The sequence below is a fragment of the Aureimonas glaciei genome, assembly GCF_014643375.1.
Lineage (GTDB): Bacteria > Pseudomonadota > Alphaproteobacteria > Rhizobiales > Rhizobiaceae > Plantimonas > Plantimonas glaciei.
In genome coordinates, this window is sequence record NZ_BMJJ01000009.1 from 157,215 (window position 1) to 176,037 (window position 18,823).

The following is an 18,823-nucleotide window of genomic DNA, read 5'->3' on the forward strand; positions in this document are numbered from 1 at the left end:
TTGCACCCTTGCCGAAGTCACGCTAGAAACAGGCCCGACGGCAGGCCTATGGCAGTGGCCGGCGCCCGCAGGATCGGCGGGACCGTTGACGGCCGATGCCCTGCGCCGTGATCCTGTCGAGCGTCATGCCGCGGGATCGCCCGGTCCATCCCGGGCTGCGTGAGAGGAGATGGAGTGACGCGCATCGAACGGAAGGAAGCCTCGGCACGATCGCCGCGCCATTGGGGACTGCGACACTGGTCCGGCCTGACCGCGATCGTCGTCGCCCTTCTGGCCATGTCGATCGTGGCCTTCGCCGTGCTTTCCGGCGTGACCCTCCAGACCGGCGCCGCACGGTCCGACATCGAGCGGCAACTGGCCGACCTGATCGGCCTGCCGATCAGCGTTGCCGGATCGTCCTCGCTCAGCCTTCTGCCGAAGACGCAGATCCGCATCGACCACATCCGCATCGGCGTGCCGGGAAACGGCGGGCCTCCGCCGTTGACCGTCGAGGCCGTCGTCGCCGATCTCGACCTGTTCGATGCGCTGCTCGGGCGGACGTCGATCGAGAAGCTGACCGTCATTCGCCCGGAAGTCTATTCGATAGCCCGGTTCGTGACCGCGTCGACCGGCGAGGACGGCGAGGCGGAGAGACAGGGCGGGGCGACGGCCAAGACCGGGCGCCGTGGCCGACCGGGCGAGGTTTTCCCCTCGCCGTCCGCGCCGGCGCAAGCGTCCGGCCATCCCGCCTATCGGGAGATCTCGCACTACTTTGCCGCCTTCCTGACGCGCCTCGGCGATCTGCGCCGCGTCGACGTGCGGGACGGCGTCTTCCGCATGGCGCCCGGCGCGGGCGCGCGCCGGATCACCGGTGCCAATTTCACCATCGCCTGGCCGTCGCCGGACTCGGCGGCCCGGATGTCGGGCTCCTATGTGTGGAACGGCGAGCCGACCGAGGTCGACCTCAAGCTTGCCGCACCGCTCGAATTCCTTCGGGGCGGGCCCAGCGCCATCGACTTCAGCTTGAGCGCGCCGCCGCTCGACGTCGCCTTTTCCGGCAGCGGCTCGACCCGGGGCCGCAGCGGTTTCAACGGCGCCCTGAAGGTCTCCACGCCGTCGCTGACGCGGTCCGTCCGCTGGCTCGGCGATCCCCAGGCGACGATGCCCGACCTCGGCGCCATGGCGATCGACGCGACGCTGGAAAGCACGGGGCAGAAGCTCAAGCTCGACGACGCCACCGTTACCATCGTCGGCTATTCCGGCAGGGGTGCCATGGAGATGCTGATGGCGCCGGGTGCCGTGCCGGCGGTCAGCGGCACCCTCGCCTTCGACCGGTTGGACCTGACCGGCTTCGCCCAGGCGCTGGCGCCGCTGCCGCGCAATGTCCTCGATTTCCAGCAGCGCATCGCGACGAGCTATTTCGACCAGCTGGATCTCGACCTGCGAATTTCGGCCGGCGAAGGCGCCATCGGCAGCGTGCCGATCACGGATCTGGCGGCGACGGTCAAGTTCAAGGACGGCGTCGCCATGTTCGACGTCGGCGACGCCAGCATGCTGGGCGGCCAGGGCCAGGCGCGGATCGCCATCGACAGCCGCGTCCGCTCGCCGACCGCCAAGGGCTCGGCCAGCGTCACCGGCATCGACACGGCGCGACTTCTGGCGGCGGTCGGCGTCGATGCCGTTGGCGTCTCCGGCCCGTCCGACCTTTATGCCGAGCTCGGCATGCCGGTGACGGACTGGTCCGACATCGCCCGGCGCCTGCATCTCAGCCTGGAGATCGTGGCGCGCGGCGGGACGCTCAGCGGCTTCGACCCCGAGGTCTTCCTCGCGCCGGGGACGAAGCCCTTCGCACTGGCCACCGAGGCCTCGACGATTCCCTTCGAGACCCTGCGGGCAAGACTCACCAGCAATGGGCCGGGCGTCACGATCGAGGCCCTGAGCCTGATCGGCACCGCCGGCCGGTTCGAGGCCGCCGGCGCGGTCTCCACCGCGACCAGCGAGATCGACCTCTCCGGCGCCTTCACCCCGCGTCCGGGAACAAACCGCCCCGCCCTAGGGAATTCTCAACCGGTGAGCTTCAGAATGACGGGCGAATGGCCGCGGCCGACGGTGACGACAGGCCCCCCTGTCGCGCCGATGTGATGGCCTGAGCCACCGATCCCTCGGGATCGCGCCCGTCGCACCGAATCAATCCCAGCAGCGAGATGTCCCCATGTCCGTTTTCGCCGCGCCGAACGCTGTCCTCGTCCTCATCGCCCTCGTCCTCAGCGCGATGCCGGCGTCCGCCACCGAGCCCGGCGGCTCGGTGGTGCGGATCGGACCGTCCCGTCCCGCCGACACCGGCGCGAACACGCCTGGCAACCGGGAGACCGTCAGGAGCGCGGCGGACGCGGCGCCGAAGGACTGCGTCGGCGACTATCTCGCCGCGCTGAAGCGGATCCGGCAGACCGAGTTCGCCGCCTTGTCGAGCAAGCCGGACGCGGTGTCGGGCGGCGACCTCTCGCTCCCCGGCACGCTCGTCTTCGCACCGAAGCCGGCGCCCCGCAGCCGGGTCGAGATGGCGGCGCTGTCCACCGCCGCCGCGCTCGCCAAGGGCCGCGGGCAGCCGATGCCCAGCGCCGACGCGCGCTGGGTCGCCGAACGGCTGCGGTCCGACCTGTCGGACTATCTCGGGCAGAAGCCGACGCCCTATCTGTGCGGCGGCGTGCCCCAGTATATCGAGACTTTGCGCAAGTTCGCCGCGCGCGCCGGCACCGACCCGCAGCGACTGAAGTCCCTCGTGGAGGCGCAGGAGACCGCGACGCGACGCTCCGTCGAAGCGGCCTTCGCCGCGATGAAGCCGGTGGCGACGCCGCGCTTTGCGCCGGCCGACCGTCCCAACGAGGCAAGCGACAGCGTGCCCACCAGCGCCCTCGACACCGCGCCGACCGGCGCCATATCGGGCCTGCGCCCCTCGGCCGGCCTTTCGCGGGCCGAGACGACCGGCACGACCCCGCCCGCCGCGGAACTCCCCGGCGATCCCGATCTTCCGCCGCTGAAGCCTTTGCCGCCGCGATCGCTGGCGACGCCCGCCGATCGCGCCGGCGCCATCGACGATCTCCTGACTGAGACGCGCCGCGCCGGCTTCCTCGCCGCCGCACCGACCGACGACGGTGCCGCCCCGCCCGCCGGCGAGCCCGTGCTGCAGCGTCTCTTCGTCGCCCGTGCCGCGCTGCGCGCCGATCCGAGGGCGGCCGGCGAGGAGAGCCTTCGCCCGCTGCTCGCCGCCTTCGCCGACATCGAGGCGCTGGACTATCTCCAGCGCGCCGCCGGCCAGAAGGGCGATCCCCAGGCCCGCGCGGTCGCGGCCACCTTCGATGCGATTCTTTCGGCGCAGAAGACGGAATGCACCTGCGGCGGCTGACGGGCCGCGGCGCGGATCGCGGGCGCGCTGACGCAGAAGCGCGTCAGCCGCCGGCGGCGAGCCGCTCGTCGCGGGCGCGGCGCACGACGTCGCGCTTGGTGAGAATGCCCGAGATGATCACGCCGACCGAGACGACGGCGATCAGAATGGTGCAGATCGCGTTGATCTCCGGCGTCACACCGAGCCGCACCTGGCTGTAGATGCGCATCGGCAGCGTCGTCGCGCCCGGGCCCGTGGCAAAGCTCGAGATCACGAGATCGTCGAGCGACAGGGTGAAGGCGAGCATCCAGCCGGCGGCCACCGCCGTCCAGATCACCGGCAGGGTGATGAGAAAAAAGGTCTTGCCCGGCGGGCAGCCGAGATCCTGCGCCGCCTCCTCCAGCGATCGATCGACGGCGACGAGGCGCGACTGCACCACCACGGCGACGAAGCAGGTGGTGAAGGTGATGTGGGCGATGGTCAGCGTCCAGAAGCCGCGGTTGAAGTCGATGGCGACGAACAGCAGCAGCAGCGACAGGCCGGTGATCACCTCGGGCATGACCAGCGGCGCGTAGACGAGGCCGGAGAACAGCATCCGCCCGCGAAACCGCGTGAAGCGCACCAGTGCCATGGCGGCGAGCGTTCCCAGCACCGTGGCGCAGGTCGCCGAGAGCAGCGCGACGCGGATCGTCACCCAGGCCGAGTCCAGCATCTGCGTGTTGCGCAGGAGCTCGCCGTACCATTTCGTCGAGAAGCCGCCCCAGACCGTGACGAGTTGCGAGGCGTTGAAGGAATAGAGGACGAGCAGGCCGATCGGCACGTAGAGAAAGGCGAAGCCGAGGACGAGGCAGGCGATGTTGAACGAGGTCCAGGTCCGCCTCATGCCGGCGCCCTCGCCTGCATGCGCTGGAACAGCACGATGGGAATGACCAGCACCATCAGGAGAACCACCGCCACCGCCGAGGCCACCGGCCAGTCGCGGTTGGAGAAGAACTCGTCCCACAGCGTCTTGCCGATCATCAGCGTGCCGGAGCCGCCGAGGAGATCGGGGATGACGAACTCGCCGACCGCCGGGATGAAGACCAGGAAGACGCCGGCCAAGACGCCCGGCAGCGACAGCGGCACGGTGATCGCCCAAAACGCCTTCACCGGCGGGCAGCCGAGATCGTTCGCCGCCTCGATCAGGCGGCCGTCCATGCGCTCAAGGCTGGCGTAGATCGGCAGCACCATGAAGGGCAGGTAGGAATAGACGATGCCGATATGGATCGCGATCTCGGTGTTGAGGATCGACAGCGGCGTCGAGATCACCCCCGTCCAGAGCAGAAACTGGTTCAAGAGGCCTTCGTTCTTCAGGATGCCGATCCAGGCGTAGACGCGGATCAGAAAGCTCGTCCAGAACGGCAGGATGGTCAGCATCAGGAGGATCGGGCGGACGGAGTCCGGCGCCTTGGCCATGCCATAGGCGAAGGGATAGGCGACGATCAGCGTCAGCGCCGTCGAGATCGCGGCGATGCGCAGGCTCGAGAGATATGAATTGAGATACAGCGGATCGTCGAAGATCCAGACGTAGTTCGCGAAGTCGAGCTTCTGCAGGTTGGCCCAAAAGCCCGAAATCGAGTCCAGCGCGAAGGACGGGACATAGGGCGGCATCGCGATCGCCGTCTCGGACAGCGAGATCTTCAGGACGATCAGGAACGGCGCCAGGAAGAACAGGACGAGCCAGAGATAGGGCACGCCGACGACAATCGTCTTGTAGAGGCGGGAGACGGGGCTGGCGGACGGGGTGGCGGCCATGGTGCCCTCAGCTCGTCAGGACGATGCCGGCGTCCGGCGCGAAGGTCAGCCAGACGTCGTCGTCCCAGGTCAGCGGCTCGGCGGCGCTGCGCAGGGCGTTGATCGTCGTCGCGCGGACGATGTCGCCGGAGGCGAGCTTGACGTTGAACTGCGTCACGTCGCCGAAATAGGCGATGTCCCAGATCTGTCCGCGCAGGGCGTTGATCGACGGATCGGCGGGCGCCTGTCGGGTGATCTTCACCTTTTCCGGGCGGATGGCGAAGGAGGCCGGCGTGCCGGGCTGCAGATCGGCACTGGCCTCGGCCTCGACGATCGTGCCGGCGGCGGCGAGCCGCAGGAGGCCGTTGCGCCGGCCCTCGACGGTGCCGTCGAGGAGGCTGACATGGCCGATGAAGTCGGCGACGTAGCGGTTCGACGGCGCCTCGTAGATCACCGCCGGCGGCGCGACCTGGGCGATCCTGCCCTCGCGCATCAGGGCGATGCGGTCGGCCATGACCATGGCCTCCTCCTGGTCGTGGGTGACGACGATGAAGGTGAGGCCGAGATCCTGCTGCAGGTCCATCAGCTCGAACTGCGTCTCCTCGCGCAGCTTCTTGTCGAGCGCGCCGAGTGGCTCATCGAGGAGAAGGACTTTTGGGCGCTTGGCGAGCGAACGGGCCAGTGCCACGCGCTGCTGCTGGCCGCCGGAAAGCTGCTGCGGCTTGCGCTTGGCAAAGGGCGTCAGCTTGACGAGCTTCAGCATCTCGGCGACGCGGTCGGAGATCTCCGATTTCGCCATGCCGTCCTGCTTCAGGCCGAAGGCGATGTTCTTCTCCACCGTCATGTGCGGGAAGAGCGCATAGGACTGGAACATCATGTTCAGCGGCCGCTGGTGCGGCGGGATGCCGACCAGGCTCTTGCCGTCGAGGCGGATGTCGCCGGAGGTCGGCGTCTCGAAGCCGGCGAGCATGCGCAACAGGGTCGACTTGCCGCAGCCGGAAGGGCCGAGCAGAGCGAAGAACTCGCGGGTGTAAATGTGGAGCGTCAGGTCGTTGACGGCGGTGAAGTCGCCAAAACGCTTGGTGACGCCGTCCACCTCGATCAGCGGCTTCTGGGCCGGATCGTTCCAGGGGTCGAAACTGCGGCGGATATTGCCGAGGGACTTCGTCGTCACTGCCATGGGGCGCGCCGCATCCTGCCGGGAGCATCGAAAGCCCGGCCGCTCCATGCGGCCGGGAGAGGTTCGTCCGGCGCGATTACTGGCCGGTCTTGACGGTGGTGAAGGCGCGCGTCACCAGCCGCTGCGTCTTCGCGTCGTAAGGCTGCTTGGTGTAGAGCTTGGCGAGCGTCGCCTCGTCCGGGTAGATCGCCTTGTCGTCGAGGATCTCCTTGGAGATCATCGACTGCGACGCCTTGTTGCCGTTGGCATAGCTGACGTAGTCGGTCGCCTTGGCGATGACTTCCGGGCGCATCATGTAGTTGATGAAGGTCAGCGCGTTGTCGACATGCGGCGCATCGGCGGGGATGGCCATCTGGTCGAACCACATCAGCGCCCCCTCCTTCGGGATGCGGTAGCTGATCTCGACGCCCTGGCCGGCTTCGGCGGCGCGCGCCTTGGCCTGGAAGATGTCGCCGGAATAGCCGACCGCGACGCAGATATCGCCATTGGCCAGGCCGTTGATGTATTCCGACGAATGGAATTTGCGCACATAGGGCCGCACGGAGACGAGCAGGTCACGCGCCTTGTCGATGTCCTCGGTGCTGGTCGAATTCGGGTCGAGCCCGAGATAGTTGAGGGCCGCCGGCATCAGCTCGTTGCCGGTGTCCAGCATGTCGATGCCGCAGGCGGCGAGCTTCTCGGCATTCTTCGGATCGAAGACCAGCGCCCAGGAATCGGTCGGTGCGTTCGGCAGGGCCTCGGCGACCTTCTTGTCGTTGATGCCGACGCCGGTCGTGCCCCACATGTAGGTGACCGAGAAGGCGTTCCCGGGATCGTAGACGGCGACGCGCTTCTGCACCTCGTCCCACATGTTGCCGATATTGGTGAGCTTGGCCGGATCGAGCTTCTGGAAGACGCCGGCCGAGATTTGCCGCGCCAGGAACTCGGCCGAGGGCACGACGACATCGTAGCCGGTTCCGCCGGCGAGCAGCTTGGTCTCCAGGATCTCGTTGGAATCATAGGTGTCGTAGACGACCTCGATGCCGGTCTCGGCGGTGAAGTCCTTGAGGATCGAATCGTCGATATAGTCGGACCAGTTGTAGACCCGAACGACCTTTTCCTGCGCGGAGGCCGAGACGGTGGCGGCGATGATGACGGCGGCGGCGGTGGCCGCGACAAGACGGGACTTCATCAAAGGTCGACCTCTTTTGATCGTTGGAAGATGCGATCGGCATGCCCGGCTTTCCGCGTCCGGACGCTGAAGAGCCTTACTATTCAGCATCCGCCGCCGCCTGCCTAGTCCCTTCGCAGTGCGAAGTGGCGGGATCAGCCGGCAGATACAGGATTTTGCCTACTCATGTAACGGGCATCGGCGCCATAGGGCGCGAGGCGGCCGGGCGGCATGCTAGCGGTCACGTCGACGAAGCCGAATCGCGCCCAGAAGGGGGTCGTGCCGTAGACGGAGATGAGCGCCGTGGCGGGGTAGGCCGCCGCGACGGCGAGCAGCCGCGCCACCCCCACGGCCGCCTGCCCCATTCCGCGCTGCTCGGGCGCCAGGGCGACGTCGTGGATGTAATAGCTGTCGACGTCCGGGCGCAGGCTGCCGAGCAGCCGATCGAGATGCGGCGGGTCACCCCATTTCGCCGGGTGCGAGACGCCGTAGCCGGCGATCGCGCCGCCCGCGACGAGGACGAGGCAACCCGCGGGAAAAACGGCGAGCCGGTCCGCGAACACCTCCCGCCGCTCGACGAGGCCGGGATGGAGGCGGTCGGACAGGGCCTTCACCGCGTCGAGATCGGACGCCAGCATCGGCCGCCAGCCGTCCGGGCCGGTCAAGGCAGGAGACATGGCGCGACCTAGCGGTGCTTCTGGCCGGCGCCGTAGAAGATCTTCTCCCACGCCTTGTGCGCCTTGTAGCCCTCACGGATGAAGGGCGTGAACATGGCAAGGTTCAGCACGGCCTTGTTGGTGAGGTTGGCCGGAAAGTTCAGCGGCTTCTCGAAATCGACGAAGAGAACCACGCGCACGCTGTCAGAGTGGTTCCAGGCCTCGTGCTCGTAGGCGTCGTCGAAGATCAGCGCCTCACCTTCCTTCCAGTGGCAGACTTCCTTGTCGACGCGGATGCCGATCTTGTCCGGCTGGTCGGGCACGACGAGGCCGAGATGGAAACGCAGGACGCCGTTATAGGGGCCGCGGTGCGGCGGCAGGTGCTTGCCGGGCTCGAAGATCGAGAACATCGCCGACTTCATGCCGGGGATCTTCTGCAGGATGCGCCAGGTCTCCGGGCACTGCGCGATCGCGGTCTCCGACGTGATGCCGTAGCCGCAGAGGAAGAAGGTCTTCCAATTCTGGTCCGACGAGATCGAGCGGACCTCCGAGGAGATCTCATGGAAGGCCGGCAGCTCGCCCTTGCGCACCAGGATCTTGTCGAGCTCGGCGCGGATCAGGTGCCATTCGGCCTCGACCTCGCGGGCCCAGGGAAAGTCGTCGGTGGGATAGACGGCGGGATTGCCGACAGCCGAGTGCTTGAGGTTCAGCTTCTCGGCGCCGTCCACCATCTTCTGCACGGCCTTGGCGACGAAACCCTCGCGCGTCATCGTATCCTGCAGGCCCTCTGTCTTGGCCTTCTGCTCCACGCGCTGGTCCATGTCCTGCCGTATCCCTTGCCGGTCCACCGGAAGCCGTCTGGCCTCCCGTGATCTTTCGCATCACACAATGGCGCTGAAATAGCGACGTCCGGCCCAACAGGCAAACGCGCTACTGGAAATCGAAGGCGCCGAGTCCCGTGACCATCTCGTCGAGGCCGAGCGGGCGGGTCAGCGGCGGTTCGGCCCGGGCAAGGCAGGCCTGGCGCTCGCAGAGCCGGCAGGCCGGGCCGATCCCGATCGCCGCCGGCAGCTCGCCAAGGCCCCGGCCGTAGACGGTCTCTCCGGCAAAGGCGATGTCGCAGCCGAGCAGCAGCGCCGTGCGCCGCGGCCTTTCGGCATAGCCGGCGTTCAACCCTTCGAGCGTGCGCGCAACGGTCAGGTACCGCTCGCCGCCCGGCATCTCCACGACGTCGACGAGAACGCGGCCGGGCTGCGAGAAGGCATCGTGCAGCGACAATTTGGGGCAGGCGCCGCCAAAACGCTGCTGCGGGAAGCCGCGCGCCCCGGCGCGGCGAAAGCGGTTGCCGGCGTGGTCGACCTCCAGCATGAAGAAGGGCACGCCCGGCGCGCTCTGGCGCTGCAGCGTGGTGAGCCGGTTGGCCGCCTGCTCGAACGAGACCTGGAAGCGGCCGGACAAAACGTCGATGTCGTAGGCGGCGCGCAGCGCGGCGGCCTGGAAGGGCGCATAAGGCATCATCAGAGCGAGGGCGGCATAGCGCACCAGCTCGTAGCGGGCGAGCCGCACCGCCTCGGCGCTGGCGAAGGTGAAGGTCGCGTTCTCCGCCTCGATCACCGGCGCGAAGGCGAGAAGCGCCACTTCCATCGCCACCTCGCGCAGCCGGTCGGCGGGGCCGAGGCGCTCCGACAGGAACAGCCGGCGCGAATGGCGGTCGAAGCGGCGGCGCCAGTTCGGCATGGTGTCGACCGGCAGGACGCGCACGGAGACCTCGTGCTCGCGCCGCAGCCAGAGCTTCAGCGCCCCCATCAGGTCCTCGCCCGGGGCGAGCGTCTGGTGAAAGGCTTCCGCCGCCGTCTCGAGCGCAGCAAAATGGTTCGGCCGGTTCTCGAAGACGTCGCGCACCTCGTCGATCGGCATGCGGGCGCCGGCCAGACGCGTGCCGCGCCCCTCCCCGGCCAGCATCCCGGAGAGGTCGCTGAGGCGCTCATGCTGTTCGCGATAGGCGCGGTAGAGTTTCGCGATGCCCGAGGCGACATTGGGCGCCGTGCCGGATATCTCGACGAGCTCCTGCTCGCCCGGCAGTTCGCCCGCCAGCAGCGGATCGGCGAAGACGGCGCGCAGGCTCGCCACCTGCCCGTCGCGGTCACCGCCCTGCAGCGCCGAGAGGTCGGCATCATAGGTCTGCGACAGCTTCAGGATCAGCTGCACCGTCAGCGGCCGCTGGTTGCGCTCGACGAGGTTGAGGTAGGAGGGCGAGATGCCGAGCGCCTCGGCCATCGCCGTCTGCGTCAACCCCAGACCAGTGCGGATGCGCCGGATATGCGGGCCTGCGAAGATCTTGTTCTCGGCCATCAGCGTGGTGGCCGCGCCGAGGCGCAGGCGGCGCCTAGCGGGAGACCTTCGCCTCGCTGCCGAAACGCTTGCGGAAGGCCGGACCCGGTCCGCGCATGTAATGCTCTTCCGGCCGATAGCCGGAGCCGAAAGCCGCGGTCACGGCCTTGACGATACGAAGCACTGCCCCTGACATGCCCACTCACTCCACGCGCACGCCGGCCGTCTGCCGGGTCGAAACACCAGCATCGCTCAAATGTGTTGAAATTCATTCTCCACCCTCTGAATTTCGGCTTCGATCCCAGTGCGTTGACGATAAATCCCGGCGCGTGACCGGGCTGCCACACCCTCCCGTCCGGCCCCCGCCTCACCCGACCACTATGACAGGGTTTGACAGAGTGACAATTGCGATTGTCACAAACCCCCACAGGCCGACCCGAAACCCTGTCGTCTCCGGTAAGTTCGACTTCTTTTGCTGTTCGTTGTCCGGTTATGTCGGCGGCGAGGAGCGGGCGACATCGTTGTCACCGCCCCCGGCCATTCGGAGGAGACGATTGCCATGACCGATTTTTACAGCCTGGTTCCCAGCGCCCCTGCCGGCCGCTTCGACAACGTGACCCGCGCCTATTCGGCGGCGGACGTGGTGCGGCTGCGCGGCTCGGTGCAGATCCGGCACACGCTGGCGGAGAACGGTGCCAACCGGCTGTGGAAGCTCCTGCACGAGGAGGACTTCGTCAATTCGCTCGGCGCCATGACCGGCAACCAGGCGATGCAGCAGGTCCGTGCCGGGCTGAAGGCGATCTACCTTTCGGGCTGGCAGGTCGCCGCCGATTCCAACACCGCCGGCGCCATGTATCCCGACCAGTCGCTCTACCCGGCCAATGCCGCGCCGGAGCTTTGCCGCCGCATCAACCGCACCCTGCAGCGCGCCGACCAGATAGAGCAGGCGGAAGGCCAGCACTCCGTCGAGACCTGGTTCGCACCGATCGTCGCCGATGCCGAGGCCGGCTTCGGCGGGCCGCTGAACGCCTTCGAGATCATGAAGGCCTTCATCGAGGCGGGCGCCGCCGGCGTCCATTACGAGGACCAGCTGGCGTCGGAGAAGAAGTGCGGCCATCTCGGCGGCAAGGTGCTGATCCCGACCCAGGCGCATATCCGCAACCTCACCGCCGCGCGCCTCGCCGCCGACGTGATGGGCGTGCCGTCGCTCGTCATCGCCCGCACCGATGCCGAAGCGGCCAAGCTGCTGACCTCCGACATCGACGAGCGCGACCAGCCCTTCGTCGACCACGACGCCGGCCGCACGGCGGAAGGCTTCTTCCACATCCGCAACGGCCTCGAGCCCTGCATCGCCCGCGCCATCGCCTATGCGCCCTATGCCGACCTCATCTGGTGCGAGACCTCCAAGCCCGACCTCGACCAGGCACGCCGCTTCGCCGAGGCGGTGAAAAAGGAGCATCCGGAGCAGATGCTCGCCTACAACTGCTCGCCTTCGTTCAACTGGCGAAAACACCTCGACGAGGCGACGATCGCCAAGTTCCAGCGCGAACTCGGCGCCATGGGCTACAAGTTCCAGTTCATCACGCTCGCCGGCTTCCACCAGCTGAACTTCGGCATGTTCGAGCTGGCCCGCGGCTACAAGGACCGGCAGATGTCGGCCTATTCCGAGCTGCAGCAGGCGGAGTTCGACGCCGAGGCCGTCGGCTACACCGCCACGAAGCACCAGCGCGAGGTCGGCACGGGCTATTTCGACGCGGTGTCGATGGCGATTTCCGGCGGCACCTCGTCGACGACCGCCATGGGCGAATCCACCGAGAGCGCGCAGTTCCGCTCCAAGCCCACGCTGCAGGCGGCCGAATAGGCCCCGGTCGACGCCCCGCACCAACAAGAAAATCGAGGAGAGAAACGATGAGCGCGATTTCGCTGGAAACCAACCGCCCCCGCACCCGCGTCAAGGAACGCGCCGAGGAGCAGTCCTCGGCCATGGACGAGGCGCAGCAGACCGCCATCCGCATGCTCGCCAACGACCTGCACCGGCTGAACCAGTCGGTGATGAAGGCGGTCGAGGCCGGCGTCTCGGTCGAGCTCGTGCGTTCGGCCCGGCACCATTCCGGTAACGGCAACTGGGGCGACCTCTTGATCCCGGTGATCGTCAAGACCGCGGGCTGATCAGTTCTGGTCTGGCGAGTCTTCCAAAGGAGACGGGCCCTCCGAGGTGGGGGGCACGCCTCGCCGGATCAGCCTTCCGCCGTTGTAGAGATCGGCGCGCTGGAACATCTCGTCCGTCCATTCAGGCGCGTCGTCCGGGTCCACCCACGCACCTTCGGTATCGCTTGGATCTACCTTCATTGCCGTACCTCAGAGCGCAACACAAAATGTTCACCAGTCTCAGCGTCCCACATGAGACGTGAAGCGAAAGAGCTTATTTCTGCGTGATCGCCCGCTTCAGCGTCTCGTCGATCCGGGTCTGCCAGCCCGGCCCGCCGGCCTTGAAATGATCCAGCACTTCCGGGCTCAGCCGCAGGGTCACCTGTCGTTTCGGCTCAGCCAGAGGCGGGCGGCCGCGTCGGATCAGTACCTCGCCGTGATAGAGATCGGCACGGTCGAAATACGCGTCCGTCAATTCGGGCGCGTCGTCGGGATCAATCCAGGCGTTTTCGCCAGCGCTTTTCTTCCTTGGCATGACAGTACCTCATCGAAATGATGTGCTGGGTTTTCTTCCCCAAGGGTCCAGACGATCACGACCATTCGCCCATCGAGATATCCTGCGGAGATCATACGGCTCTCGCCATAGTCGAAGCGATCGTCGGGTGCCGACGTATGAGTGCTTTTAAAGACCTCCGCCGCGCGGCGAAAATCGAGCCCGCGCTCGCGCAGGGCCCTTTCATGCTTCGCCGGGTCGAAGCTGATTTTCATGATTTAATGTAACTACGTTAAATCGGGGCGTCAATCGGCGGCCAACGCCGGGAGGCGCACTTTGTCCGAACGTCTTTCCCGTCCCGTTCCGAGCGTCTATGCTGGCCGGCAATCGAGCACCCCCGAAAGATTGCATGGCAGACCGTCCTAGACATGTGAGACCCGAGTTGACGTCGCGGCCGAAAATCAAGCGCGAGAAACCCAAACGCGGATCGAGCGACGGCTCTGCGGCTTCCAGCCAGCAGCAGTCTTCCGTCAAGCGGGACATCGGCCGCTTCCGGCTGAGCGAAGAGCCGCGCCCGACCTTTCTCGATTCCACCCGCGGCGTGCAGTCGATGGCCGAGGCGGCGCAGTGGCTCGCCATCCGCGGCATCGACGATCTGGAATGCATCACGCCGGATCTGGCGGGTGTCGCCCGCGGCAAGATGATGCCGGCCAAGAAATTCACCGGCAACACCTCGCTGGCGCTGCCCTCGGCGTTGTTCATGCACACGATTTCCGGCGAGTACCCGGAAGAGACCGGCGAGTTCCGCTATTCGCCGAACGACGGCGACCTGAAGCTGGTGCCCGACCTCTCGACCCTGTCGCTGGTGCCCTGGGAGAGCGACCCGACGGCGCAGATCATCTGCGATCTCGTCGACACCACCGGCGCGGCCGTCGGCTACACCCCGCGCAACGTCTTGAAGCGGGTGCTGGCGCTCTACGAGAACCGGGGCTGGCAGCCGATCGTGGCGCCCGAGATCGAGTTCTACCTCGTTTCCAAGAATGTCGACCCCGACTATCCGCTGACGCCGCCGACCGGGCGCTCCGGCCGGCAGATCCAGAGCGGCCAGGCCTATTCGATCGGCGGCGTGAACGAGTTCGACGAGCTGATCGACGACATCTACCATTTCTCCGAGGCGCAGGGTCTGGAGATCGACACGCTGATCCACGAGGACGGCGCCGCACAGCTCGAGATAAACCTGCGCCACGGCAACCCGATCGAACTCGCCGACCAGGTCTTCATGTTCAAGCGCACCATCCGCGAGGCGGCGCTGAAGCACGGCATCTACGCCACCTTCATGGCCAAGCCCATCCAGGGCCAGCCCGGCTCGGCCATGCACATCCACCAGTCGGTGATCGACCAGCGCAGCGGCCAGAACATCTTTTCCGAGGCCGACGGCACGCCGTCGAAGCTCTTCTACAACTTCATCGGCGGCATGCAGCGCTACGTGCCGGCGGCGCTGATCATGATGGCCCCTTACGTGAACTCCTACCGGCGGCTGACCTACGGCATGTCGGCGCCGACGAACAATGCCTGGGGCTACGACAACCGCACCACGGCGTTCCGCGTGCCGACCTCGGACGCCTCCGGCCGCCGGGTCGAGAACCGCCTGCCCTCCTCCGACGCCAATCCTTATCTCGCGCTCGCCGCCTCGCTCGCCTGCGGCTACCTCGGCATGGCCGAGGGCCTGGAGCCGGATCAGCCGACCGACAAGACGGTGAACGAGGACGGCGTCATCTCGCTGCCGCGCGGCCTGCTCGAGGCGGTCGCCGCCTTCGAGGCCGAGCCCGCCTTCCACGATGTTTTTTCGCGCGATTTCGTCGGCACCTATGCCGGCATCAAGCGCGGCGAGTTCGAGACCTTCATGCAGGTGATCAGCCCCTGGGAACGCGAATTCCTGCTGTTGAGCGTCTGATGGCGGACTACCAGTCGCCGATTTCGCCGGGCCGCTCCTGGTACGAGGACTCCGTCGCCGAAAGGCCCCGCTATCCCGCGCTGGAGGGCGACCTCAAGGTCGACGTGCTGGTCGTCGGCGGCGGCTTTACCGGTCTGTCGGCCGCCGCGCATCTCGCCGCGCGCGGCGTCAGCGTCGCGGTGCTCGAGGCTCACCGCTTCGGCGACGGCGCCTCCGGGCGCAATGGCGGCCAGCTGAACACCGGCCATCGCCTGTGGACCGCCGATCTCGAGCCGACCTACGGCTTCGAGCGCACCAAGGCGCTGTTCGACCTTGCCGAGGAGGCCAAGGCCCATCTCCTCGAATTCTCCCGCGTGCACGCCATCGACATCGACTATGCCGAAGGCCAGCTCTCCGTGGCGCACCGGCAAAGGCTGGTGAAGGACTATGCCGACAACGCCGAGGATCTCGCCACCCGCTACGGCTACCCGCATATCGCCCTGATGGACCGGGCGGAGACGCAGGAGCGGCTCGGCTCGACGGCCTATTTCGGCGGCACGCGCGACGCCGGCACCGGTCACATCCATCCCCTGAAGCTTCTCGTCGGCACCGCGCGCGTCGCCGCAGAGGCCGGCGCGCAGCTGTTCGAAGAGACCCCGGTGGTCTCGCTCACCGGCGTCGGCGGGGTCCTCGCGACGACGGCGCGAGGCAGAATCCGCGCCGACCGGGCGCTGATCGCCACCAATGCCCATGGCGGCGACCTTAACCGCGAGGCGGCGCGCCACATCATGCCGATCCGCTCCTTCATCGGCGCCACCGCGCCGCTGAAGGAGCCGGAACGCGTCCTGCCAGGCAACGAGGCCGTCGACGATTCGCGCTTCGTCGTGCGCTACTTCCGCAAATCGCGCGACGGGCGGCTCCTGTTCGGCGGGCGCGAGGCCTACACGTCGGCGGCGGGCGACATCTCGCATCACATCCGCCGGCAGATCGCCGACGTCTACGCGCACCTGAAGGACGTCGAGATCACCCATGCCTGGGGTGGCTCGGTCGGCATCACCATGGTGCGCATGCCCTATGTCAGGATCGTCGAGCCCGGCATCACCGCCATCGGCGGCTTTTCCGGCCATGGCGTGATGCTGTCGAATTTTACCGGCCGGCTCTATGCCGACCGCGTCACCGGCAACCGCGACCGGCTGGCCGAGTTCGAGGCGCTGAAGATTCCCGCCTTTCCCGGCGGCACCGCGCTGCGGCAGCCGCTGCTCTTCCTCGCCATGACCTGGTACTCGCTGCGGGACCGGCTGTGAGGCCGGCGCCCGCCACGCGAGTTTGGCGCGAGGCTTGCCTCGCATAAGGGTCACACTCCCGGGTCACACGACCACTGGAGTTTTTCAATCGATTAGACTAATCGGTCCCCGTTAGCGAACCCGCAGCGCAGCAGCCGCTGGGAAAGGCCTCGATGTCCAGCCAGATCATTCCGGTCGACATTTTTGACTACATCGTCTTCGGCGGCAATGGCGACCTCGCCGAGCGCAAGCTCCTGCCAGCGCTCTACCATCGCGACCATGATGGCCAGATCCCGGCCGAATCGCGGATCATCGGCGCCTCGCGCACCTTCATCTCGGACGAGGACTACCGCGCCTTCGCCAAGGCCGCGATCGAGGCGCATGTGAAGCCGGAGAACCAGAGCCAGGTCTCGGTCGACCGCTTCCTCTCCCGCCTGCACTACCGCGAGGTCGATGCCCGCTCCGACACAGGTTGGGACAATCTCAAGGGCCTGCTCGACGAAGTCGGCACCGACCGCATCCGCGCCTTCTATTTGGCCGTCGGCCCTTCGCTGTTCTCCGACCTCGCCAACAAGATCGCCGAAAAGGGTCTTGCCAACGATCAGACCCGGCTCGTGGTGGAAAAGCCGGTCGGACGGGACCTCGCCTCCGCCCGCGTGCTCAACGATACGATCGGCCGGCATTTCCGCGAGGAGCAGGTCTTTCGCATCGATCACTATCTCGGCAAGGAGACGGTGCAGAACCTGATGGCGCTGCGCTTTGCCAACATGCTGTACGAGCCGGTCTGGAAGTCGGGCTATATCGACCACGTGCAGATCACGGTGGCCGAGGAAGTCGGCTTGGAGGGGCGGACGAGCTATTACGACAAGGCCGGCGCGCTGCGCGACATGGTGCAGAACCACATGCTGCAGCTGCTCTGCCTCGTCGCCCTGGAGCCGCCCTCGGCGATGAATGCCGACGCCCTGCGCGACGAGAAGCTCAAGGTGCTTCGCGCCCTCAGGCCGATCAACTCCCACAATGTCGAGCAGCGCACGGTGCGCGGTCAGTACAAGGCGGGCGCCTCCGGTGGCGCGGCGGTGAAGAGCTACATCGACGATCTGAACGACGGCGAAAGCGACACCGAGACCTTCGTCGCGCTGAAGGTCGAGATCGAGAACTGGCGCTGGGCCGGCGTGCCCTTCTATCTCAGGACCGGCAAGCGCCTGTCGCAGCGCATGTCGGAGATCGTCGTCACCTTTCGGCCGATCCCGCACTCGATCTTCGACGCCAGTGCCGGCAATGTGCAGCAGAACCAGCTGGTGATGCGGCTGCAGCCGGACGAGGGCGTCAAGCAGTGGCTGATGATCAAGGATCCGGGTCCCGGCGGCATGCGGCTGCGCCATGTGCCGCTCGACATGAGTTTCGCCGCGTCCTTCCAGACGCGCAATCCCGACGCCTACGAGCGCCTGCTGATGGACGTCATCCGCGGCAACCAGACGCTGTTCATGCGCCGCGACGAGGTCGAGGCGGCCTGGGAATGGGTCGACCCGATCCTGAACGCCTGGGAAGACAAAGGACTGAAGCCGCAGAGCTACACCGCCGGCACCTGGGGCCCGTCCTCCTCGATCGCCCTGATCGAGCGCGACGGCCGCACCTGGCACGAGCCGGAATAGGCCGTCCGGCAACGGCCGGCAGACAGCGATCCGGCGGGAGGCCGCCGGGTCCCGTACCGATCTGAACCCGAGAGGAAAGCGCCGTGCTGCATCGCTACGAGTCGAGAGAAGCTCTGGCCGAGGCCCTGGCGACCGGCGTCGCCGCGGTCCTGGCCGGCGGCATCGCCACCAACGGCTCGGCCAGTCTCGCCGTCTCCGGCGGCTCGACGCCCGAGCTCTTTCTGCAGAAACTCTCCGCCGCCGATCTCGACTGGAGCGCGGTGACGGTGACGCTGGTGGACGAGCGCTGGGTGCCGGAGGATCATCCCCGCTCCAATGCCGGCTTCCTGCGCCGCCATCTCCTGCGCGGACCGGCCGCCGTGGCGCATTTCGAGCCGCTCTACGTGCCGGCCGAAACGCCGGATGAAGTCGAGGAAACGCTGTGCGCCCGTCTCGGCGGACTGGGGCGGCCGTTCGACGTCGTCGTCCTCGGCATGGGCACGGACGGCCATACCGCCTCCTTCTTCCCCGGCGGCGACACGCTCGGCACCGCCATCGACCCCGCCAATCCGCGATCCGTCGCCATCATGCGCGCGCCGGGCGCCGGCGAGCCGAGGGTGACGCTCACTTTGTCGCGCCTCGTGGATGCCCGCCTCCTTGTGCTCCATATCGAGGGAGCGGAGAAGCTCGGCGTGCTCGATGCGGCGAAGCTGCCGGGATCGGCTTTCGACCTGCCGATCCGGGCCGTGCTGCAGGCACCCCGTGAACGTCCACTGGAAATCTTCTGGGCCCCCCTGGCGGGCGAACAGCCGTCTACCGCCGCCGCCGACAGGACCTGAGCCTTCGACCGACGTGGCGCGGCCCTGCTCCCGACGAGGCCCGTC

18 protein-coding genes are annotated in these 18,823 nt (G+C 67.3%); 8 read left to right on the top strand and 10 right to left on the bottom strand.

What is annotated here, in order from left to right:
* Positions 1–174: 174 nt before the first annotated feature.
* On the top strand, positions 175–2,121 hold the full coding sequence (locus IEX88_RS18105) for an AsmA family protein (RefSeq protein ID WP_188853367.1): 1,947 nt from the start codon (positions 175–177) through the stop codon (positions 2,119–2,121).
* A 70-nt stretch (positions 2,122–2,191) separates the two neighbouring features.
* On the top strand, positions 2,192–3,382 hold the full coding sequence (locus IEX88_RS18110; RefSeq protein WP_188853370.1) for a hypothetical protein: 1,191 nt from the start codon (positions 2,192–2,194) through the stop codon (positions 3,380–3,382).
* A 43-nt stretch (positions 3,383–3,425) separates the two neighbouring features.
* On the opposite strand, the gene IEX88_RS18115 is transcribed toward IEX88_RS18110, so the two are convergent.
* From IEX88_RS18115 to IEX88_RS18150, 8 genes are all read right to left on the bottom strand, one after another.
* Positions 3,426–4,244: an ABC transporter permease gene (locus IEX88_RS18115; RefSeq protein WP_188853372.1), complete on the bottom strand. Its 819-nt coding sequence runs from the start codon at positions 4,242–4,244 to the stop codon at positions 3,426–3,428.
* A complete protein-coding gene (locus tag IEX88_RS18120) occupies positions 4,241–5,155 on the bottom strand; it encodes an ABC transporter permease subunit (protein WP_188853373.1) in 915 nt (304 codons plus the stop codon). The genes IEX88_RS18115 and IEX88_RS18120 overlap by 4 nt, the downstream gene beginning before the upstream one ends.
* Before the next feature lie 7 nt (positions 5,156–5,162).
* On the bottom strand, positions 5,163–6,314 hold the full coding sequence (locus IEX88_RS18125; RefSeq protein ID WP_188853375.1) for an ABC transporter ATP-binding protein: 1,152 nt from the start codon (positions 6,312–6,314) through the stop codon (positions 5,163–5,165).
* A gap of 76 nt (positions 6,315–6,390) precedes the next feature.
* Positions 6,391–7,485, bottom strand: a complete 1,095-nt coding sequence (locus IEX88_RS18130; RefSeq protein ID WP_188853377.1) for a polyamine ABC transporter substrate-binding protein — start codon at positions 7,483–7,485, stop codon at positions 6,391–6,393.
* Positions 7,486–7,619: 134 nt separating this feature from the next.
* The gene (locus IEX88_RS18135) at positions 7,620–8,141 is read right to left on the bottom strand and encodes a GNAT family N-acetyltransferase (RefSeq protein WP_188853380.1); all 522 of its coding nucleotides are present in this window, start codon (positions 8,139–8,141) and stop codon (positions 7,620–7,622) included.
* A gap of 8 nt (positions 8,142–8,149) precedes the next feature.
* A complete protein-coding gene (locus IEX88_RS18140) occupies positions 8,150–8,941 on the bottom strand; it encodes an aspartyl/asparaginyl beta-hydroxylase domain-containing protein (RefSeq protein WP_188853382.1) in 792 nt (263 codons plus the stop codon).
* A 109-nt stretch (positions 8,942–9,050) separates the two neighbouring features.
* Positions 9,051–10,472, bottom strand: a complete 1,422-nt coding sequence (locus IEX88_RS18145) for a helix-turn-helix domain-containing protein (protein ID WP_188853384.1) — start codon at positions 10,470–10,472, stop codon at positions 9,051–9,053.
* Between the two features lie 34 nt (positions 10,473–10,506).
* Entirely contained in the window at positions 10,507–10,647 is a 141-nt protein-coding gene (locus IEX88_RS18150; RefSeq protein WP_188853386.1) for a hypothetical protein, read from the bottom strand.
* Positions 10,648–11,010: 363 nt separating this feature from the next.
* Here IEX88_RS18150 and aceA point away from each other — a divergent pair, with 363 nt between their 5' ends.
* Positions 11,011–12,312, top strand: a complete 1,302-nt coding sequence (gene aceA / locus IEX88_RS18155; protein ID WP_188853388.1) for an isocitrate lyase — start codon at positions 11,011–11,013, stop codon at positions 12,310–12,312.
* Positions 12,313–12,359: 47 nt separating this feature from the next.
* Positions 12,360–12,620: an SMc00767 family acetate metabolism repressor gene (locus tag IEX88_RS18160; RefSeq protein WP_188853390.1), complete on the top strand. Its 261-nt coding sequence runs from the start codon at positions 12,360–12,362 to the stop codon at positions 12,618–12,620.
* Positions 12,621–12,873: 253 nt separating this feature from the next.
* Here IEX88_RS18160 and IEX88_RS18165 read toward each other — a convergent pair whose 3' ends face one another.
* Complete coding sequence (locus tag IEX88_RS18165) at positions 12,874–13,074, bottom strand: BrnA antitoxin family protein (protein ID WP_244640317.1); 201 nt, start codon at positions 13,072–13,074, stop codon at positions 12,874–12,876.
* A complete protein-coding gene (locus IEX88_RS18170) occupies positions 13,071–13,367 on the bottom strand; it encodes a BrnT family toxin (RefSeq protein ID WP_244640319.1) in 297 nt (98 codons plus the stop codon). Before IEX88_RS18170 ends, IEX88_RS18165 begins: the two co-directional genes overlap by 4 nt.
* A gap of 266 nt (positions 13,368–13,633) precedes the next feature.
* Here IEX88_RS18170 and IEX88_RS18175 point away from each other — a divergent pair, with 266 nt between their 5' ends.
* From IEX88_RS18175 to pgl, 4 genes are all read left to right on the top strand, one after another.
* Positions 13,634–15,046, top strand: a complete 1,413-nt coding sequence (locus tag IEX88_RS18175) for a glutamine synthetase family protein (RefSeq protein WP_373289617.1) — start codon at positions 13,634–13,636, stop codon at positions 15,044–15,046.
* Entirely contained in the window at positions 15,046–16,329 is a 1,284-nt protein-coding gene (locus IEX88_RS18180; RefSeq protein ID WP_188853396.1) for an NAD(P)/FAD-dependent oxidoreductase, read from the top strand. Before IEX88_RS18175 ends, IEX88_RS18180 begins: the two co-directional genes overlap by 1 nt.
* A 152-nt stretch (positions 16,330–16,481) precedes the next feature.
* Positions 16,482–17,960: a glucose-6-phosphate dehydrogenase gene (gene zwf / locus IEX88_RS18185; protein WP_188853398.1), complete on the top strand. Its 1,479-nt coding sequence runs from the start codon at positions 16,482–16,484 to the stop codon at positions 17,958–17,960.
* A gap of 83 nt (positions 17,961–18,043) precedes the next feature.
* Positions 18,044–18,778, top strand: a complete 735-nt coding sequence (pgl, locus tag IEX88_RS18190) for a 6-phosphogluconolactonase (RefSeq protein ID WP_188853400.1) — start codon at positions 18,044–18,046, stop codon at positions 18,776–18,778.
* The last annotated feature ends 45 nt before the right edge of the window (positions 18,779–18,823 follow it).